Source organism: Rheinheimera sp. KL1, assembly GCF_001275035.1.
In the GTDB taxonomy this organism is placed as follows: Bacteria; Pseudomonadota; Gammaproteobacteria; order Enterobacterales; family Alteromonadaceae; genus Pararheinheimera; species Pararheinheimera tangshanensis.
The window spans coordinates 1-16,440 of record NZ_LAMX01000011.1; the positions used below are offsets into that span (position 1 = coordinate 1).

Here is a 16,440-nt window from a genome sequence, read left to right on the forward strand (position 1 = left end):
TTTGTGTGACAACTTCACCATAATCCCTCGCAGGGAGGGGAGTCCATACATCTACGGCGCTTTTTTTGGTAACACAGCGAAACGACCTTCAAATACAGCAACTTGGTTATCGTCACAAAAAATCCCGACCTTAATATCCAGTTTGGCCTTTCGTTGTTGTGCTAAAGCAGAAAAATCGGGGTGGTGCTGATGACGCAAGCAGCGCCCTTCAGCCAGCCCTGTCACAGGTTTGAGATAACGGATATGGCCATCAGCCAGCACTATATCACCGTCCAGTTGTTGATCTTTTAACAATAACCAGACCATACCCCAGCCTGTTAAAGTACCCAGGGTATAAATACTGCCGGCAAACATAGTCTGATGCAGATTGATATTCGGGGCTAGAGGTACGGTACAAACCAGCTGCTGCCTGTTCACTGACTGTACTTTTAACTGCATATAAGCAGAGAGTGGAATGGTTTGCCAAAAAGTCTGCTGTAGCTCTGGTTGCCATTGCTGCAACACCACTGCTGATGTAGAAAAAGCCAGAGTTTTGACATAACGATGATGCGCAATACCAAACAACGCATTGGCAGGTTCGAGGTAGCTATACCCTGCCTTTTGGTAAAAACCAGCAGCAGTATCACGTGCATTTAAGATGATACGTTGCATGCCCAGCTCCAGCGCTACTTGCTCCAGTTGCTGCAGCACCATAGCGCCTAAACCATGGCCCTGCCATTGATTGGACACGGCCATGTAACGCACCTGAGCAGTGTTTTCATCGACCTTGTGCAAACGACCAACAGCAACAACTTCACCATCTTCAGTGCAGACCATACGGTGAAAAGATTGTGCTTCGAGTTCATCCTGTTCAGAACCTTTAGGTTGACCCCAAGGTGCTCGAAGCACTTGCCAGCGTAATTGATAATAAGCTAACCATTGAGCTTCGGTTTGTGGGGCGCTAAGCTGCCAGTTCACATCTGCGTCCTGTCGTCTGTTGATTTGAGGGTATTGTGGTACAAAAACCTGACGTTATACAACAGCTAGTCTGGTTTCAGCCTGGCCCTCCCCGCTTGGAGCTGATAGAAGAAGGCACTTTTTTATCCCTTTATCTGGACGGCATCATGCAAAGTAAAATGAACCAGTTGGCACCTGCAACAACACTGTCCGCCCATCTGGAGCCTGTTCTGCATTCGTTACAGCGACTTAAGCCTGATGCAGTATTGCAGCTGGGCTTGGGAGGTGGTGATATCAATCGTTTTATGACCACTGTGCTGCCCAATACTCATTTGCTGACCATAGAACTAAGTCATGAAGTGATAGATGCTTATCAACGTTTTTTTTGTCTAAAAGGTAAAGAACAGCTGCTGAGCTTAGCTGCACAAGATTTTCTGCAGTCGAATCAGCAGCAATGGCCTTTTGTGTTTTGGGATATTTACCCGCTCTTTGAAGGCTGGCCGCAGGCCATGCAAACACTACTGCAGCAAAAAGGTACCATATGGATCAATTTATCTCAGCCTGAGTGTCAGCCAGAACTCGAAGTTTTACTCTCCGATCGCCCTTATCAATGCATTCCAATCAAAGGATATTTTAACCTGCTGTACGAGATTAAGCCTCTAACAGAAAAGTGACAGGGCCGTTGTTCACCAAAGCCACCTGCATATCTGCCCCAAACTGTCCTGTCGCTACCTCAACACCCAGGCTTCTGCAGTAAGCAACAAAATCCTGATAAAGCTGAAGTGCGAGTTCAGGATGAGCTGCGGTCGAAAAACTGGGTCTTAAGCCAGAATTCGTGTCTGCGGCCAGAGTAAATTGCGAAACCACTAACAAAGCGCCACCCGCTTGTTGCACATTCAGATTCATTTTGCCGTTTTCATCCGAAAACACTCGATATTTCAGTACCTTCTCAGCCAGCTTTTTCAGTTGCTGCTCTGAATCATCTTTTTCTACTCCCAGCAACACCAGCAAACCTGTGTTGATGGCCCCCACCAGATGCTGATCGACAGTTACACTGGCAGAGCTGACCCGTTGTATTAAAGCCTTCATACCGCAGTCCTGGCTTGAGTTTGTAACCTGTCCGCCATAGCCCTGCTGGCTTGGTATAGGGCTTTTGCGATGCCAGTTTCGGAGGCTGAATGGCCTGCATCCAATACCCAATGTAGTTGGGCATCAGGCCAAAGCGACGCCAGACTAAAAGCATTTTCGGCTTTGCAAATCATGTCATAGCGCCCATGCACTATGTTACAAGGTAAATGACTGATTTTATGTAGATTATCTAACAACTGATTAGGTTCAAAAAAACACTGATGCATAAAATAATGATGTTCAATCAAAGCCAGAGCCAGAGCGGACTGTGCATCCATCTCCCCACCCCAGGAAAACTCATTCGGCATTAAAGTGGCGATACGGGATTCCCAGATACTCCAGGCTAATGCAGCCTCCAGACGGATAGCTTCATCCTGATGATGCAGTTGCAGCTGATAGGCTTGCAACACATCTAAGTGCAGAAGATGAGTAATAGGCTGAAGGAAATCCTGATAATAATCAGGAAAAACCTGGCTGGCACCAAAACCTGCCCGGTAGAGCCAATCGATGTCCTGCTCACGACCAAGGAAAATGCCACGCAAAATAAAGCCCAGACAATACTGCGGATAAGTCTGACCATAAGCTAAAGCCAGCGTACTGCCCCAGGAACCACCAGCAACCACCCAGTTTGGGATCTGAAGATGTTGCCGGATCATCTCCATATCTGCGATCAGGTGTTGGGTACTGTTATTGTTCAGTTGCAATGCGGGTCTGGATAAACCGCAACCACGCTGATCAAACATAATAATGTGGTACAAAGTTGCATCAAACAGCTGGCGATGAAAGGGCGAGCTACCGCCACCAGGCCCGCCATGGCAATAAATTACCGGAATACCGTTCGGGTTACCACTTTGTTCCAGATAAATCTGCTGACCATCAGGAGTGTCAAGCCATTGGGTAGCAAAAGCTTCAATCGCTGTACCTCTGCTCATGCTGTGGCATCCTGTTCTGCTATTTTTTCTTCTTTTGTTGCAGCTAAAAGCCACAGCTCCTGCAACAAAGCCGTTAATTCAGCCCCCAAGAGCACCACCAGCCATACCAGATAGATCCACAAAAACAAGATAGGCACTAAAGCCAGAGCACCATAAATCGCCTGATAAGACGGAAATTGCGTGATGTAGAGAGCAAAACCTTCTTTCAGGAATTCGAACAATAGACTGGCCACTGTGGCACCAATCAAGCATGCCGATACTTCACTTTGCCATTGGGCACCACCAGATACAGTAGAAAAAACGCCAGAATAGAAAACAGATAAGGAGTCAGTGCCAGCAAAACAGAGCTTAACCCGGGGGTATAGCCCTCTGCCAAACTGGATAAAGATAAAATATAAGAGGTCACGGCAATGGACGCACCCAGCAGAATAGGGCCAAAGGTCAGGATCATCCAGTAAATGGAGAACGAAATAATCAGTCTGGGGCGTTTTTGAATGCGGAATATTCTGTTGATGGTTTTGTCGATATTGTGGATCAACATCAGCGCTACTACCACCAAAGCCGCTATACCTACTGCTGTCATTTTTCCAATATTTTCAACAAAACCAGCGATATAGAGCCGCAGTTCATCACCTCTGGACGGCACTACATTGGCATACAAAAAGGCCTCTAACTGCTCACGCCATTCGCTGAACATTGGAAAAGCACCCATCACAGAAAACATCACAGCAATAAAAGGCACCAAAGAGAGTAACGAGATATAGGCCAGGTATCCGCCTATCACATTAATCTGATCATGCTGACAACGCTTCAGATACAAAGTGAAAAAGTCCACACTTTGCCTGAGCCACAGCTGCAGTCTCTGTTTATCCCATCCTTGTGCCATTACCTCTTACTCCTGAAAGCTAAACGCTGTACCTGAAGCGAGTGCCTCTGTTAAAGCCTGGCTTGGTTTTTCAATAAAATTATCACCTTGCTGGTCAATAAAGAGTACTGGTAATTTCAGTTCATCCGCCACTTTTAATCCCTGCTCACTGCCCATGCATAAAAACGCTGTAGACCAGGCATCTCCCCAAGTTGGATCCGGGATCAGAATAGTGGTTGATACTGTATCGTGGGTCACCGGAGTACCAGTACGGGCATCCAGCACGTGGCTGTATCTTACGCCGTCCTGATCGTAAAAATGTCGGTAGGTGCCTGAAGTCATAATAGATAGAGGCTCACTTTGTTGCACACTGATAATTTTTTGTAGTTTTTGCGAATCAGGCAAAGGTTTTTCAATAGCAACACGCCAGGCTTTTGCTTCTGGTTTTTTACCTTTACTAACCAGTTCTCCCCCTACTTCGACCAGGTAATTCTGGATACCAGCCTTATCAAGAATTTTTGCCAGTTGGCCAACTGTGTAGCCCTGCGCGATAGAAGACACGTCCACTCGCAGCGCCGGATTCAACTTGGTTAAGCTACCTTCTTTGCTACTGACTTTATTTAATCCAATGGTTTGTTTTAACGCCTGAATTTGTTCTGTACTGGGTTTGGTGAGCTTATCGCCCCGAAAACCCCAGAGTTCAAAATAGGGCTTCACTGTTAAGTCGTAACAGCCTTCACTGTGCACGGACACTTGTCTGGCAATTTCTACCAGTTGCACCAGTTCCTCACCTACTTCGATGGGTTCCTGACTTTGCTGGGCATTAAAAGCTTCAATCACAGAGTCAGGTCTGTAGTTCGACATCAACAGGTCAATACGGTCCAGTTCGTCTTTTAACTGAGTTTCTAAACTGGTTTTGTCCAGCTCTTGTTCACTCCAAAAACTGACCGTAAAGGTGGAGCCCTGAGCTGGGCCTGAAATACGTTGAATAGGGTCAGGTTGACTACAGGCGGTTAAACCAACAAAAAGGAAGGCAAAAACACTCAGGTTTTTTAACGACATAAGGCACTACAAACAAAAGGATAGATAGGGTCAGTGTAAACAAAACAGGTTGTAAAATCCAGCCACTAAGGCCGTGGATTCTGGCTTACAGCGGGATAAAAACACGAACTGGACGCTTAAATTCAGGTTTTGGTCGCTGGCAAATTGTGCAGTAGGTCACATCGGGTTAGTTTAGTCGTTGTCTAATCAGAAGAGGTTTAACCATGCAAAAGCCCCAAGCCATCAGGCCTTTTATTTACTCCTGTATTGCCAGCACCACCTTACTTTGTGCAGCACCAGTTTTCGCGTCAACAGCAGCAAGCCAGTACTTTGAATCTGAAGATATTTTTGCGCTGGAGTATGCCAACGATCCTCAAGTATCACCGGACGGCAAACAAATAGTTTATGTCCGTAACAGCAACGATATTATGACAGATGGCACCCATAGCAGTTTATGGCTGCTGGATGTCAAAACCGGCCAGCAAAGCCCTTTATTTGTTGATCAGTTTAACTACGGCTCTCCACGCTGGTCTGAAGACGGTAATCGTATTGCTTTTATTTCTGACCGTTCAGGCTCACGTCAAATCCATGTGCATTATGTCAAAGAAAACAAAACCGCTTTAGTCAGCCAACTGACCAAAAGCCCGGGCAACTTAACCTGGTCGCCTGATGGTGAACAACTCGCCTTCACCATGAATGTGCCGGCTCAGGCCACTCCACTGGCTAAAGCCATTAAAATGCCAAAGAAACCTGAAGCTGCCAAATGGTCTGAACCTGCAATCTTGATTGAGCGGGCTCAGTATCAGGCTGACGGTCAGGGTTTTTTAAAATCTGAGTTTCGCCATGTGTTTGTTTTACCTGCAACAGGTGGAAAAGAACGTAAGCTGACAGAGGGTGACTTTAACTACGGCTCGGACTTAAGCTGGACACCGGATGGCAAAGCCTGATTTTTTCGGCCAATACCCATAAAGACTGGGAATATCAGCCACGAGACAGTGACCTGTATCAGTTCACGCTGGCCAACAGTCAGTTAAAGCAACTGACCAATATGCCAGGCCAGGAAACCTCTGCTGTCTTTTCGCCTGATGGTAAATACCTGGCTTTTGTCTGGGGCAACAATGAAAAAGTGCCTTATACCAACGGCAAACTCAAACTGATGGACTGGCGCTCTGGCGAAATTAAAGATCTGACCAAAACACTCGACCGAGACGTGGAAAATCCGCAGTGGCTGGATAATAGCAGCCTGGTGATCCAGTTTGATGACAAAGGCAAGCGCACTCTTGCTTCTGTGTCTTTGTCCGGCAAACTGGAACAAATGACAGACGAGCTGTCTGGTGCCGGATTACCTCAGCCTTATTTAAGTGGCGAATACAGCGTCGCTAATGAAGTAATTGCCTTTACCCGAGGCAATGCGCAGCGTCCGGCTGATGTGGCGGTGATAGCAAACGGCAAAACCCGCACGTTAACCGCCTTAAATGAAGATGTACTTGGTCATAAAAAACTGGGGCAAGTGCATGAAATTAATTACAAATCCTCTTTTGATGGCGAGCCGATCCAGGGCTGGTATATCACACCACCAGACTTTGACCCGACCAAAAAATACCCGATGATGCTGGAAATTCACGGTGGTCCTCATTTAGCTTATGGCCCGCATTTCAGTGCTGAGATGCAACGTTTTGCCAAAGAAGGATATGTGGTGTTTTATGACAATCACAGAGGCAGCTCATCCTATGGCGAACGTTTTGCCATGTTACTGCACGGAAAATACAGCTCACCTGAGGATTACGCCGACCACGACTCAGGCGTAAATGCCATGATCGACCTGGGTTTTATTGATAAAGACAACCTGTTTATCGCGGGTGGTTCTGCCGGTGGTATAGCTACAGCTTATGCGGTGGGTTTAACTCAGCGCTACAAAGCAGCGGCCGTGGTCAAGCCTATTATCAACTGGTTAAGTAAAGTACTGACAGGCGACAGTTATTTGTACCAGACCTTCCATCAGTTCCCTGGAGTACCTTGGGAAAACGTTGAACATTACTGGAAACGTTCGCCTTTATCCTTAGTAGGTAATGTCACCACTCCTACTATGTTGATGACGGGTGAGGCTGACAGACGTACGCCAATCAGTGAGTCTGAGCAGTTTTATCAGGCGCTGAAAATCCGCAAAGTTGATACAGTAATGGTGCGTATTCCGGGTTCTCCGCACGGTATTGCCAATAAACCCAGCCGGATGATCACCAAGATCGAATACATTCTGGCCTGGTTTAATCAATACAAAACCAGTTCAAACTAGCCCGGTTCTCCGGGCTTTTTTCTGCCTCAGCGCTGTCACTTTCTACTTTGTATATCAATGCAGTTTTGTTAGGCTTAACTCAGACTCATCCGACAGGACATCACAAATGGCGCAGTGGCTTAGCGGAACAGTAATAGCAAATACGCACTGGACTGACACTTTATTTAGTCTAAGGGTCAAGACTGAGCCTTTTGATTTTATCGCCGGTCAGTTTGTCCGGCTGGCCATAGAGACTGCAGATGGCAAATTACAGCGTGCTTACTCACTGCTCAATAGTCCCGGCGGCCCAGAACAGGAGTTCTTAATCAGCACAGTCGCGGATGGCCTGCTGACACCTTTGCTGCATCAGCTAAAGCCTGGCGATACAGTCGACATCAGTCAGCCTGCCAGTGGATTCTTTATTCTGGATGAAGTGCCTGATGGTAAAAATCTGTGGCTGATTTCAACAGGCACAGGTATTGGCCCTTATTTATCTATGCTCGGAACCGAAACACCCTGGCAAAGGTTCTCATCAATTATTCTGCTGCATAGTGTGCGCTATGTCGCAGAACTGGTTTACCAGCCGCTGATCAGTCACTTTCAACAACGTTATGGCACGCAACTGCATTATCAGCCCATAGTCACACGGGAAGCCAAGGCTGGCGCTTTACAACAACGTATCCCGGAATTAATCCAAAGTGGCGCACTGCAACAGGCTTGTGGCCACAGCCTGGATCAAGAATCGCAAGTGCTGCTGTGCGGCAATCCGCAGATGATCACCGAAACCAAAGCTGTATTAGAGAGTCTTGGCCTGAAGAAGAACTTGCGCCGCGACCCCGGCCAAATTACGGTGGAGCAATACTGGAAATAGCAGTACAACAGCAGCTTTCGCGCCCTAACACTGAGTTACAGGCAAAGTCAGCGATCCTTTCACTTGCTGTTGCTGATGAATTTCTACCAGACACAACTGACTAGTGACAGTTTCAGAGCTCATTTTTAATGTGGGAACAGTTTTACCTTTAATTTTCAGTTCAACTTCCTTGTCTTTTGCCAGTTCATTCAAACTATGCACCACACAAATATTGTTCGCCAATCTGTGGTTTAGGGCTAAGTCCAAATCGCCCACACCAGCAACCCGGCTTCGATCTCTGTCCAGTTCAATACGTAAATCCGGTTTATGGTCGGCGGTAAAACCGGCAAATTGCAGATTAAAGACCAGTACATCCTCAAAGGCTAAATTATCTTGCTCAGACTGAGGGAATTCCATCGTCAACTGTTGCACAGACCCCAAAGTCGCAGCTTTAACCAAAGCTTCCTCACCCGGCCATACAGCTTTTTCTAACTTCTCAGACCAGGTTGGGCCATAAACCCAACGATATAAATCGGTTTGAGGTTCACGACTTGCTTGCTGATACCAGGTATTTTGCAACGCAGTAATTTTGTCATCTTTTAGGAAATAACGCAGTGCGGTATCTTCCGGGCACGACGCCACTGAATTTACTGGCTTTTTGCCAAGTGCTATCACCTGAGTGTTATTTGGGTCCTGTTTAGTTTGCCACCATTCAGTCGCATACACAGGACTGGCACTTAAAGCCAAAATTAAAACTGCCGAAAATTTCATCACTACTCTCCAGTTGCCGCGCCATTGTAGGAGAACAACATCGTTTTGTAACTATTGATATTTGTCTTATGCGCCTGACTGGCTGCTGAATCTATGGAAAATGCCAGTCTCAACTTTATGGCAGAGAACTCAGATTAAGAAATCAGTAAATAGTTTCAGTCAACAACTGGATCAGCGTGAAGCTACTTTAGCTTTGAGTGGGGAGGTACTGTAACCGGCTTATTCTGACGCTGATGGTAACGCTCAATAGCCAGATTTAATTTTGGCATAATCTCTGGGTTGCGGGCGATATAAGCTTTACTGATGTAAATGCCAAAAGGTAACTGCATCTCCAGTTGCATTGAATACAAAGCTGGATCTAACTTTTCCTGTTGCATCAGGGCCTTTGCCGTCAATTCCGGCAACATGATGGCATCAACGCGCCGGGAATTTAACAAAGTAAATAACATACGAATATCATTTGGCGCTCCTGCAACCTTATAACCCTGCTTCATTAACCACAAATAAGGGTTACTATTTAACTGAGCGGAAACTACAGCGTTTTGCTTAAACTCAGCAGAATCAGGGTCCAATTCAGCGCGCTGCTTTAACCAGACCCAGCTCCAGCCAGTGTAAGACACAGCAGCAGAAAACTCAGCAAATTTGTTTCGCTCATCATTTTCCGACGCCAAAAACAAACCATCGACCAACTGATTTTGCATATCCTTCACTGCCCTGCCGTAATTTGGCTTGGGTACAATTGTAAAGTCCTGCTGCAAATCGGCCATGATGCTCACAAAAGCTTCATAACCAAAGCCCTTATACTCGCCATTCTGAACATAGGTGTAAGGCGGATAATCTGGCATCGCCATGCGCAACGGCTCTTTTGCTTGCGCTCCTGTAAGCGGCAACAAACAACTGAGGATACAAAATTGCAGCAGCTTAGTTAGTCGTCGCATTAGAGATTTTCTCCTGATAGCGACGAATAGCAGCATTTAACTGTTGCATAAATTCCGGGTGTTTTTGCAGATATACTTTATTGATATAGATAGCAAAAGGTAAATTCACCTCCTGCTGGAAGTTAAATAATGCCGTATCAATTTCTTGTTCTGCCATCAGAGTTTTTACCGTTAGCTCTGGTAATAAAATAGCTTCAACGCGTTTAAACTGCAGTAAATTCAAGAGTCCTCGTATATCCGTAGTTCCTGCCGTTATCTTGTAATTCTGCTCTTTCAGCCATTGATAGATATTGCTGTTAGTTTGCGCCGATACCACTGCTTTTTGCTTAAAGCTATTCGAACCAGGCTGTAAGTCCGTGCGCTGCTTTAACCAAACCCAACTCCACTGGATCATCAACACAGGCTCAGAAAACTCTGCACTTTTGTTACGTTCTGCACTCTCGGTAGCAAGAAAAAATCCATCCACGCTGCCTTGTTGCAGGTCTGCTATAGCACGGCCAAAATGAGGCACTAACTGCACAGAAAACGGCAACTGCAGATCCGCCATAATACTTGCCACAGCCTCATAGCCGATGCCTTTGTTACCTCCATTTTCCTGATAAGTGTAAGGCGGATAATCTGGCATCAAAAATCGTAGAGGCTCCTTAGCCAATGCATTTTCAGCAACAAAACAACAGAGCATAAGCCCTAGTAACAACCTGAACATAAATAGCTACCATCAAAAATTAAAAAAGCACGGGAAACAAACTTAACTCTAGCAGCAATAAAGCGAGTGCGACCTAAAACTACAAAGAGGTCGTGACAATATAAAGTGCGCATAGTCGGATACGGTTCAGTGCTCAAGTGCTCAATCACTTTTCATTTCACATTGTTTTCACATTGGCAGCTTTAAGCTCTGTGTCACAGAGAAGATAGCGTGTTTGCATTGGTAGAAATAAGGCACAAGTGATGGCACTGACAAAAGGAAAAAAGACGATGTTAAGCATAGGTATTGTAATGGCAGGAATCGCTGCGCTTTGGTATGGCGTATTTGGTTTAAAACCTTATCACTTAAGCGCAGAGGAACTGACAGCCAGGTATGCTTACTCTGTGCAACAGCAAGTGCAACTGGATCTGAAAGAACTGACCCCACAAAGCTTTGAATTTACTTATCAGAGTTTTGATGGCGTGACTGTGAATGGCCGCATCAGTTATCCACAGGCGCCTAAAACAATTCAAAGCCCAGTACCAGTGCTGATTGGCGCTCATGCGATGGGTCGCAGCCAAATTCGCTGGTGGCAAGACAGTTTTAAAGACAGAGCTACCTTTGAGCAAACCGACAAAATCACAGCAATGGCATTAGCCAAAGGTTATGCGGTAGTCGCCATAGATGCGCGTCATCATGGTTTACGTAAAGACCCGGATCTGACCGTAGTAGATATCATCGAGAATTTGCACTGGTGGGGCGAACGTGAGCCTTACGAAACCATGCTGGTGGATACGGTGCGGGATCATAGAGTGTTGCTGGATTGGTTGGTACAGCAACCTATGCTTGATAAAAATAAGATTAAACTGGCCGGCTACAGCATGGGCGCACAAATTAGCTTGTTATTGGCCGGAGTTGACTCTCGTATTCACAGTGTCGCCGCCATAGTACCGCCCCATATGAACAGCACTACAGCCGTAGTAGCACCAATGAATCTGATGGCTGGCCTTTCGGATAATCAGGTCTGGCTTTTCACCGCAGATGACGATGAATACGCCAGCATCAAACAGAATCAACAACTGTTTGATGCTTTGCCAAACCCAGATAAAAAGCTATTCCGTTTCGACAGTGGTCACTTGTTGCCAGCAGATTATGTAACCAAACTCGGGCCCTGGCTCTAAACCCAAGCTCTTTCTAACTACATATACCCACTAATTGCTAAACTGCAAAGCAGCTAAGCGGGCGTAGAGTTCACTGCTTTGCAAAAGTTCTGTATGTGTGCCCTGCGCCACAATTCGCCCGGCTTCCAGCACCACAATACGATCGGCTGCCAAAACGGTGGCCAACCTGTGTGCTATCACTAGCGTAGTGCGGTTTTGTGCGGCGTTATCCAAAGCCTGTTGTACTTGTCGTTCACTTTGTGCATCCAAAGCACTGGTGGCTTCGTCCAGCAATAACACCGAAGGGTTACTTAAGATAGCTCTGGCAATGGAAATACGCTGGCGCTGACCACCAGATAAACGCACACCCCGTTCGCCTAAATAAGTGTTGTAACCTTCGGGCAGAGCAAGAATAAAGTCGTGTGCTGCTGCCATTTTTGCGGCATCCTGCACTTCTTGCTCGGACGCTTCAGGGCGGGCATAACGGATATTATCCAGCACAGAACCTGCAAATATCACAGTGTCCTGCAGCACTATACCAAAAGGCTGACGGGCATCGGTTAAACGTACGTCTTTTAAATCTGTGCCGTTAAATTTCACCTGGCCGCTTTGTGGATCGTAAAAGCGCAGCAACAGCTGGAACAAAGTGGTTTTACCTGCCCCAGAAGGGCCCACTAAAGCTATATGTTCACCGGGTTTAATCTGCAGTGAAAAGTCCTGTAAGGCCAAGGTATCAGGTCGCGATGGGTAGCTGAAATTAACATTGTTAAACTCAATACCACTGCCCGCCAGATTATGTTCAGGCAAAACCAAAGGCAAAGGATCGGCTCTTTCCACCACAGGAGACTGTACATTTAACAACTGCATCAAACGCTCTGCCGCACCAGCAGCACGTTGTAAATCGCCCCAAACTTCGGCAATAGCGCCGATAGCACCAGCTGTTAATACCGCATATAAAATAAACTGCGACAACTCGCCGCCTGTCATTTCATTAGCCAGCACAGCCTGAGCCCCTAACCACAGCACAAAAGAGATAGCACCAAATACCAGTACTATCGCCACTAAGGTCAGCATAGAGCGGGCGCGAATACGGGATAACGCTGTGGTAAAAGCAGTTTCAACAGATCCAGTAAAACGCGCGGTTTCCCGTTGCTCCTGCCGGTACGACTGCACTGTTGGAATAGCGTTTAACACTTCACCTGCCACAGCACTGGCATCGGCAATACGGTCCTGACTGTCACGCGACAGCTTACGGACTTTGCGGCCAAATAAGAAAATTGGCAAAATTACCAAGACTAAGGTCAGCAGAATGTAAGTGGCTAACTTGGCACTGGTGACAAAAAGCATCACCAAACCGCCAACCAGCAAAAAACTATTGCGTAACCCCATAGACAAACTGGTGCCCACCACGGCCTGAATTAAGGTGGTGTCTGTGGTTAAACGTGATAAAACTTCGCCGGTTTTGGTCAGTTCAAAAAACTGTGGGCTCATTTTCACCACATGAGCATACACAGCGCTGCGTAAATCAGCCGTCACCCGCTCCCCCAGCCAGGATACATAATAAAATCTGAGCGCTGTAGCTACAGCCAGCACCACAGAAAGACCAAACAAGGCCAGAAAGTATTGGTCGATATGACCTGCCTGATCGCTGGAAAAACCAGCGTCAATCAAATACCGAAAAGCCACAGGCAAAGTAAGAGTAGCCACAGCTGCCACTGTTAAAGCAATAAAAGTCAGTAACCAACGGCTGGCATAAGGAGTTAAAAAAGGTAATAAGCTAAAAAGCGGGCCTATTTTTTTAGCTGGAACCTGAACTTCAGTATCAGGCTCAGCTTCTGTTTCGAGGGATCTGCTGCTCACCATTTATAAACCAGCCATGATACGCATCACTACACCCACAGCAGCACCGAGTATAAGCACCATCGCGGCGATAAAACTAATCATAAAACCAGGTCCCCTGCTTTTAGGGTCTTTGATATAACTGACAGAATACAACACACGGCCCACTAACCAGACTAACCCCAAAAGCCCTGCCCAAAGTGGACTGACGTACTCACTGAATAACCAAAGCCCAGGTAAAAACAACACCAATTGCTCCAGCGTGTTCATCTGTACTCTATACACCACCTCAAACTCAACAGCGCCCGTAGTAGCTGGTGCTGCCACGCCATATTTCTTCCGAGCCATACCAACAGCCAGAAAGCTGTAAACGAATAATAAAAGTACCAGCAAGGTAACAACAGCAGGAAGATGTAAAGCCATGATAAACCTTCAGTCAGTTAAGGCGGATTGCCTTTGAAGGTAATGGGGCTGTTGTGTGATAAATTCAACAGCCCCAACCCAGACTTAGTTCAGACGCTTTAACCTAAGCAGATCTCTTACAACTTCATAACCAGGAAAACAGGCAGTGATCAACAAGCCATGAGTCAGCCCCTGTTCTAGCTGTAGTAAAGTAAACAGGCTATTCAGCTCGGCGGGACCCGCCTGCAACAATGGACCACTAAAAGCCAGTGCTACTAAAAACACCGCAAAAGCTGCGTTGATTGCAATACTGCTCAGTAAAAGCCTCCGATTCCAAATCCGTTGCTGCAACTGCCATAAGCTCAACAGCACAGACAGCACAATCACAGGGCTAAACCACTTCAACATCAATAGAGCCGCATCAGTAAAAGTCACACTACGGGCAGCAAATTCTGCCGGGTTCATCCACAGTGGATACCAAATTACAATGAGTAAAAAGATACAGGTCGCCAGATCAGTAAAGATGTCGCTCAGGCGAATATGCTGCCAGCCCAAATCTGCTCTGGGTAAATCTTTAGGCGACCAGTCTTTGCCCGGGCAATGACCTAGCTTATGGCCTGTACCATTGATTACAGCAAAACTCAGCACTATGGCGGTAAAGGCAAAACAAGCATCCGCCATAAAACCAGCAGCAAGCTGCAATAGAAAACGTATTAAATTGCCATCACTGCTGCCCAGCCAATGCGTGGTTGCGCCTATCACCTGCAATACAAAAAGCACACCCAACACCATATACAAAGTGTGTTTCAGCATAGGCATATCTTCGGCTGCCACTAAAGCTTTAGGCGGCACAAACTGGTAAGCCACAGTTCTGGGCCGCCCCATTTGTTTTAACGCTGCAGCCACATCCTCTTCTGACAACTGGCCCTGCTGCTCTTTTAGCGCATCGAGCTGGTCCATAATATTGGCATTCAGTTCGCGGCCTATTTCCTGCCTTTTCGATTCAGGCAACTCACGCTGCACCGCAGCCACATAACGTTCTACCAGTTCCATTATTCTGTCTCCCCGCTTTGCTCTTGTGTTAACAAAGGATCCAAAGCCGAATTGAGTTGTAGCCATTCGGAGGTTAACTGCACCAGCAGCTCTTTGCCTTGCTCCGACAACAAGTAATAACGCCGCTCGCGGCCTTCGGCTTGTTGCCACTCGCTGTCCAGCAAACCTTGTTCCGCTAAACGCCGCACCAACGGATACAAAGTGCCTTCGTCTATATCTATGCCTCTGTCCTGCAGTTGCTTTCTAAGCGAATAGCCATAATGTGGCTGCTTCAACGAAGCCAAAACAGCAAGCACCAGCACCCCACGGCGCAGTTCCAGTCGCATTTTGTCCAACTGTGATGAGGTCATAAAAAAATCCTATTCAATCATCGATACTGTGCCACACACACTGTGCGGCACACAGCAAATACTAGGCACGACACAGCATGATCGCAAGTTTATTTTTTAATCAACATTTAAGCTTATAAAAAATAAAGACATTTTTTATTTATTTAAGGATCGAAGTGAAACGCCAGCCACGCAGACGGGGAGTAGAGTAACTCTTGCTCAGTCAGGAAATTCAAGTTAGGGTGAGCCTCTACTCTCTTTGAAGAAGAATAAAATGCCTGAAACGCTAACCCAAATTGGTTTACCCATCGCATTAATATTGATTATGACAGGCGTGGGAATGACGCTGCGGCCTGCCAACTTCACTGAAGTGGCCCGGCAGCCTAAAGCATTTTTTATTGGTGCTTTGGCGCAATTACTTCTGCTGCCGCTTTGTGCCTTATTGGTGATTTCTCTATTTGAGCTGCAGGGTGAGCTCGCTGTGGGTTTATTTATTCTGGCCTTATGTCCGGGTGGAACCACCTCTAATTTGTACAGTTACTTAGCCAAAGCTGATGTCGGTTTGTCGGTCGCATTAACAGCTCTGGTTGGTTTTGTTACGCCTTTTTCATTGCCGCTGCTGGCTGCATGGGCGATTGAGCATTTCTTAGGGGAAAACACTGTTTTTCAGCTGCCGTTATTAAAAACCTGGCTGACCTTAATGATATTGGGTGTATTCCCTGTATTGCTTGGCATGTGGTTTAACTTTAAATGGCCTGAACGCTCATCCCGCATTCACCCCTTGATCAGCCGCTTTTCAGTGATAGTGCTGGTACTGCTGATCATCAGCATAGCGACCGATCTGGGTTCAGATCTTTGGTTGTTTTTACAGAAAACCGGACCTGCAGCTTTGACCTTAAATGTGCTGACCATGCTGGCAGGTTATGGCTTAGGCCGGTTTTACTGCAGCAGGAAAAACAAGCCAGAACCATTTGTCTTGAGGTTGGCCTGCAAAATGGCACACTGGCTTTGATGATCACCACTGGCATTTTACAAAATAGCGCCATGTCGATAGCCCCCAGCGTCTATAGCTTGCTGATGTTTATCACAGCCAGTTTGTTTACGCTGTGGGCATTACGCAAAGATAAAGCCATTTAAGCGAAATTTGTTTTGGTTATAAATAAGAGACGGGCGACCATAACGGTCGCCCCTTATATGGACTCCCCTGAACTATCAACAGATTTTCTCACACTGGTATAG

The 16,440-nt window shown here is 46.5% G+C and carries 18 protein-coding genes and 1 pseudogene; 7 read left to right on the plus strand and 12 right to left on the minus strand.

The features are described 5' to 3' along the window. Positions 1-51: 51 nt before the first annotated feature. On the minus strand, positions 52-957 hold the full coding sequence (locus WH43_RS04955) for a bifunctional GNAT family N-acetyltransferase/hotdog fold thioesterase (RefSeq protein WP_053423549.1): 906 nt from the start codon (positions 955-957) through the stop codon (positions 52-54). Between the two features lie 35 nt (positions 958-992). On the opposite strand from WH43_RS04955, the gene WH43_RS04960 reads away from it, so the two are divergent. Continuing rightward, positions 993-1,610 (plus strand): class I SAM-dependent methyltransferase, encoded by a 618-nt coding sequence (locus tag WH43_RS04960; RefSeq protein WP_053423550.1) that lies wholly within the window; start codon positions 993-995, stop codon positions 1,608-1,610. Here the strand turns inward: WH43_RS04960 and dtd are convergent. The 4 genes and pseudogenes from dtd to WH43_RS04980 all read right to left on the minus strand — a co-directional run bounded on the left by dtd (position 1,588) and on the right by WH43_RS04980 (position 4,923). Next, positions 1,588-2,025: a D-aminoacyl-tRNA deacylase gene (dtd, locus tag WH43_RS04965; RefSeq protein WP_053423551.1), complete on the minus strand. Its 438-nt coding sequence runs from the start codon at positions 2,023-2,025 to the stop codon at positions 1,588-1,590. The two genes, WH43_RS04960 and dtd, sit on opposite strands and share 23 nt — an antisense overlap. Then, positions 2,022-2,996 (minus strand): prolyl aminopeptidase, encoded by a 975-nt coding sequence (gene pip, locus WH43_RS04970; RefSeq protein WP_053423552.1) that lies wholly within the window; start codon positions 2,994-2,996, stop codon positions 2,022-2,024. Before pip ends, dtd begins: the two co-directional genes overlap by 4 nt. After that, a pseudogene (locus tag WH43_RS04975) lies at positions 2,993-3,882 on the minus strand (virulence factor BrkB family protein). The gene pip and the pseudogene WH43_RS04975 overlap by 4 nt, the downstream one beginning before the upstream one ends. Before the next feature lie 6 nt (positions 3,883-3,888). After that, entirely contained in the window at positions 3,889-4,923 is a 1,035-nt protein-coding gene (locus WH43_RS04980; RefSeq protein ID WP_053423553.1) for an FAD:protein FMN transferase, read from the minus strand. Positions 4,924-5,126: 203 nt separating this feature from the next. On the opposite strand from WH43_RS04980, the gene WH43_RS20325 reads away from it, so the two are divergent. From WH43_RS20325 to WH43_RS04990, 3 genes are all read left to right on the plus strand, one after another. Beyond that, on the plus strand, positions 5,127-5,849 hold the full coding sequence (locus WH43_RS20325; protein WP_286049473.1) for a TolB family protein: 723 nt from the start codon (positions 5,127-5,129) through the stop codon (positions 5,847-5,849). Positions 5,850-5,950: 101 nt separating this feature from the next. Further along, positions 5,951-7,195 carry a S9 family peptidase gene (locus WH43_RS20330; protein ID WP_286049474.1) on the plus strand — a complete coding sequence of 415 codons (1,245 nt, stop codon included), beginning with the start codon at positions 5,951-5,953 and terminating at the stop codon, positions 7,193-7,195. Positions 7,196-7,301: 106 nt separating this feature from the next. Next, a complete protein-coding gene (locus WH43_RS04990) occupies positions 7,302-8,045 on the plus strand; it encodes a ferredoxin--NADP reductase (RefSeq protein WP_053423554.1) in 744 nt (247 codons plus the stop codon). 24 nt (positions 8,046-8,069) lie between these two features. Here WH43_RS04990 and WH43_RS04995 read toward each other — a convergent pair whose 3' ends face one another. From WH43_RS04995 to WH43_RS05005, 3 genes are all read right to left on the minus strand, one after another. Continuing rightward, positions 8,070-8,795 carry a hypothetical protein gene (locus WH43_RS04995; RefSeq protein ID WP_053423555.1) on the minus strand — a complete coding sequence of 242 codons (726 nt, stop codon included), beginning with the start codon at positions 8,793-8,795 and terminating at the stop codon, positions 8,070-8,072. A 182-nt stretch (positions 8,796-8,977) separates the two neighbouring features. Further along, positions 8,978-9,646, minus strand: coding sequence for a substrate-binding periplasmic protein (locus WH43_RS05000; protein ID WP_286049475.1), 669 nt, complete (start codon positions 9,644-9,646; stop codon positions 8,978-8,980). Between the two features lie 70 nt (positions 9,647-9,716). Next, complete coding sequence (locus WH43_RS05005) at positions 9,717-10,439, minus strand: substrate-binding periplasmic protein (RefSeq protein WP_053423556.1); 723 nt, start codon at positions 10,437-10,439, stop codon at positions 9,717-9,719. Positions 10,440-10,681: 242 nt separating this feature from the next. Between WH43_RS05005 and WH43_RS05010 the strand changes: the two genes are divergently transcribed. After that, complete coding sequence (locus WH43_RS05010) at positions 10,682-11,599, plus strand: alpha/beta hydrolase family protein (protein ID WP_053423557.1); 918 nt, start codon at positions 10,682-10,684, stop codon at positions 11,597-11,599. 30 nt (positions 11,600-11,629) lie between these two features. Here WH43_RS05010 and WH43_RS05015 read toward each other — a convergent pair whose 3' ends face one another. The 4 genes from WH43_RS05015 to WH43_RS05030 all read right to left on the minus strand — a co-directional run bounded on the left by WH43_RS05015 (position 11,630) and on the right by WH43_RS05030 (position 15,222). Beyond that, the gene (locus WH43_RS05015; protein WP_053423558.1) at positions 11,630-13,441 is read right to left on the minus strand and encodes an ABC transporter transmembrane domain-containing protein; all 1,812 of its coding nucleotides are present in this window, start codon (positions 13,439-13,441) and stop codon (positions 11,630-11,632) included. Next, positions 13,442-13,840: an MAPEG family protein gene (locus WH43_RS05020; protein ID WP_053423559.1), complete on the minus strand. Its 399-nt coding sequence runs from the start codon at positions 13,838-13,840 to the stop codon at positions 13,442-13,444. Between the two features lie 84 nt (positions 13,841-13,924). Beyond that, the gene (locus tag WH43_RS05025; RefSeq protein ID WP_053423560.1) at positions 13,925-14,872 is read right to left on the minus strand and encodes an HAAS signaling domain-containing protein; all 948 of its coding nucleotides are present in this window, start codon (positions 14,870-14,872) and stop codon (positions 13,925-13,927) included. Continuing rightward, entirely contained in the window at positions 14,872-15,222 is a 351-nt protein-coding gene (locus WH43_RS05030) for a PadR family transcriptional regulator (RefSeq protein ID WP_053423561.1), read from the minus strand. Before WH43_RS05030 ends, WH43_RS05025 begins: the two co-directional genes overlap by 1 nt. 253 nt (positions 15,223-15,475) lie before the next feature. Here WH43_RS05030 and WH43_RS05035 point away from each other — a divergent pair, with 253 nt between their 5' ends. Next, positions 15,476-16,213, plus strand: coding sequence for a bile acid:sodium symporter family protein (locus WH43_RS05035; RefSeq protein WP_286049476.1), 738 nt, complete (start codon positions 15,476-15,478; stop codon positions 16,211-16,213). Then, positions 16,210-16,338: a hypothetical protein gene (locus tag WH43_RS20335; RefSeq protein WP_286049477.1), complete on the plus strand. Its 129-nt coding sequence runs from the start codon at positions 16,210-16,212 to the stop codon at positions 16,336-16,338. The genes WH43_RS05035 and WH43_RS20335 overlap by 4 nt, the downstream gene beginning before the upstream one ends. The last annotated feature ends 102 nt before the right edge of the window (positions 16,339-16,440 follow it).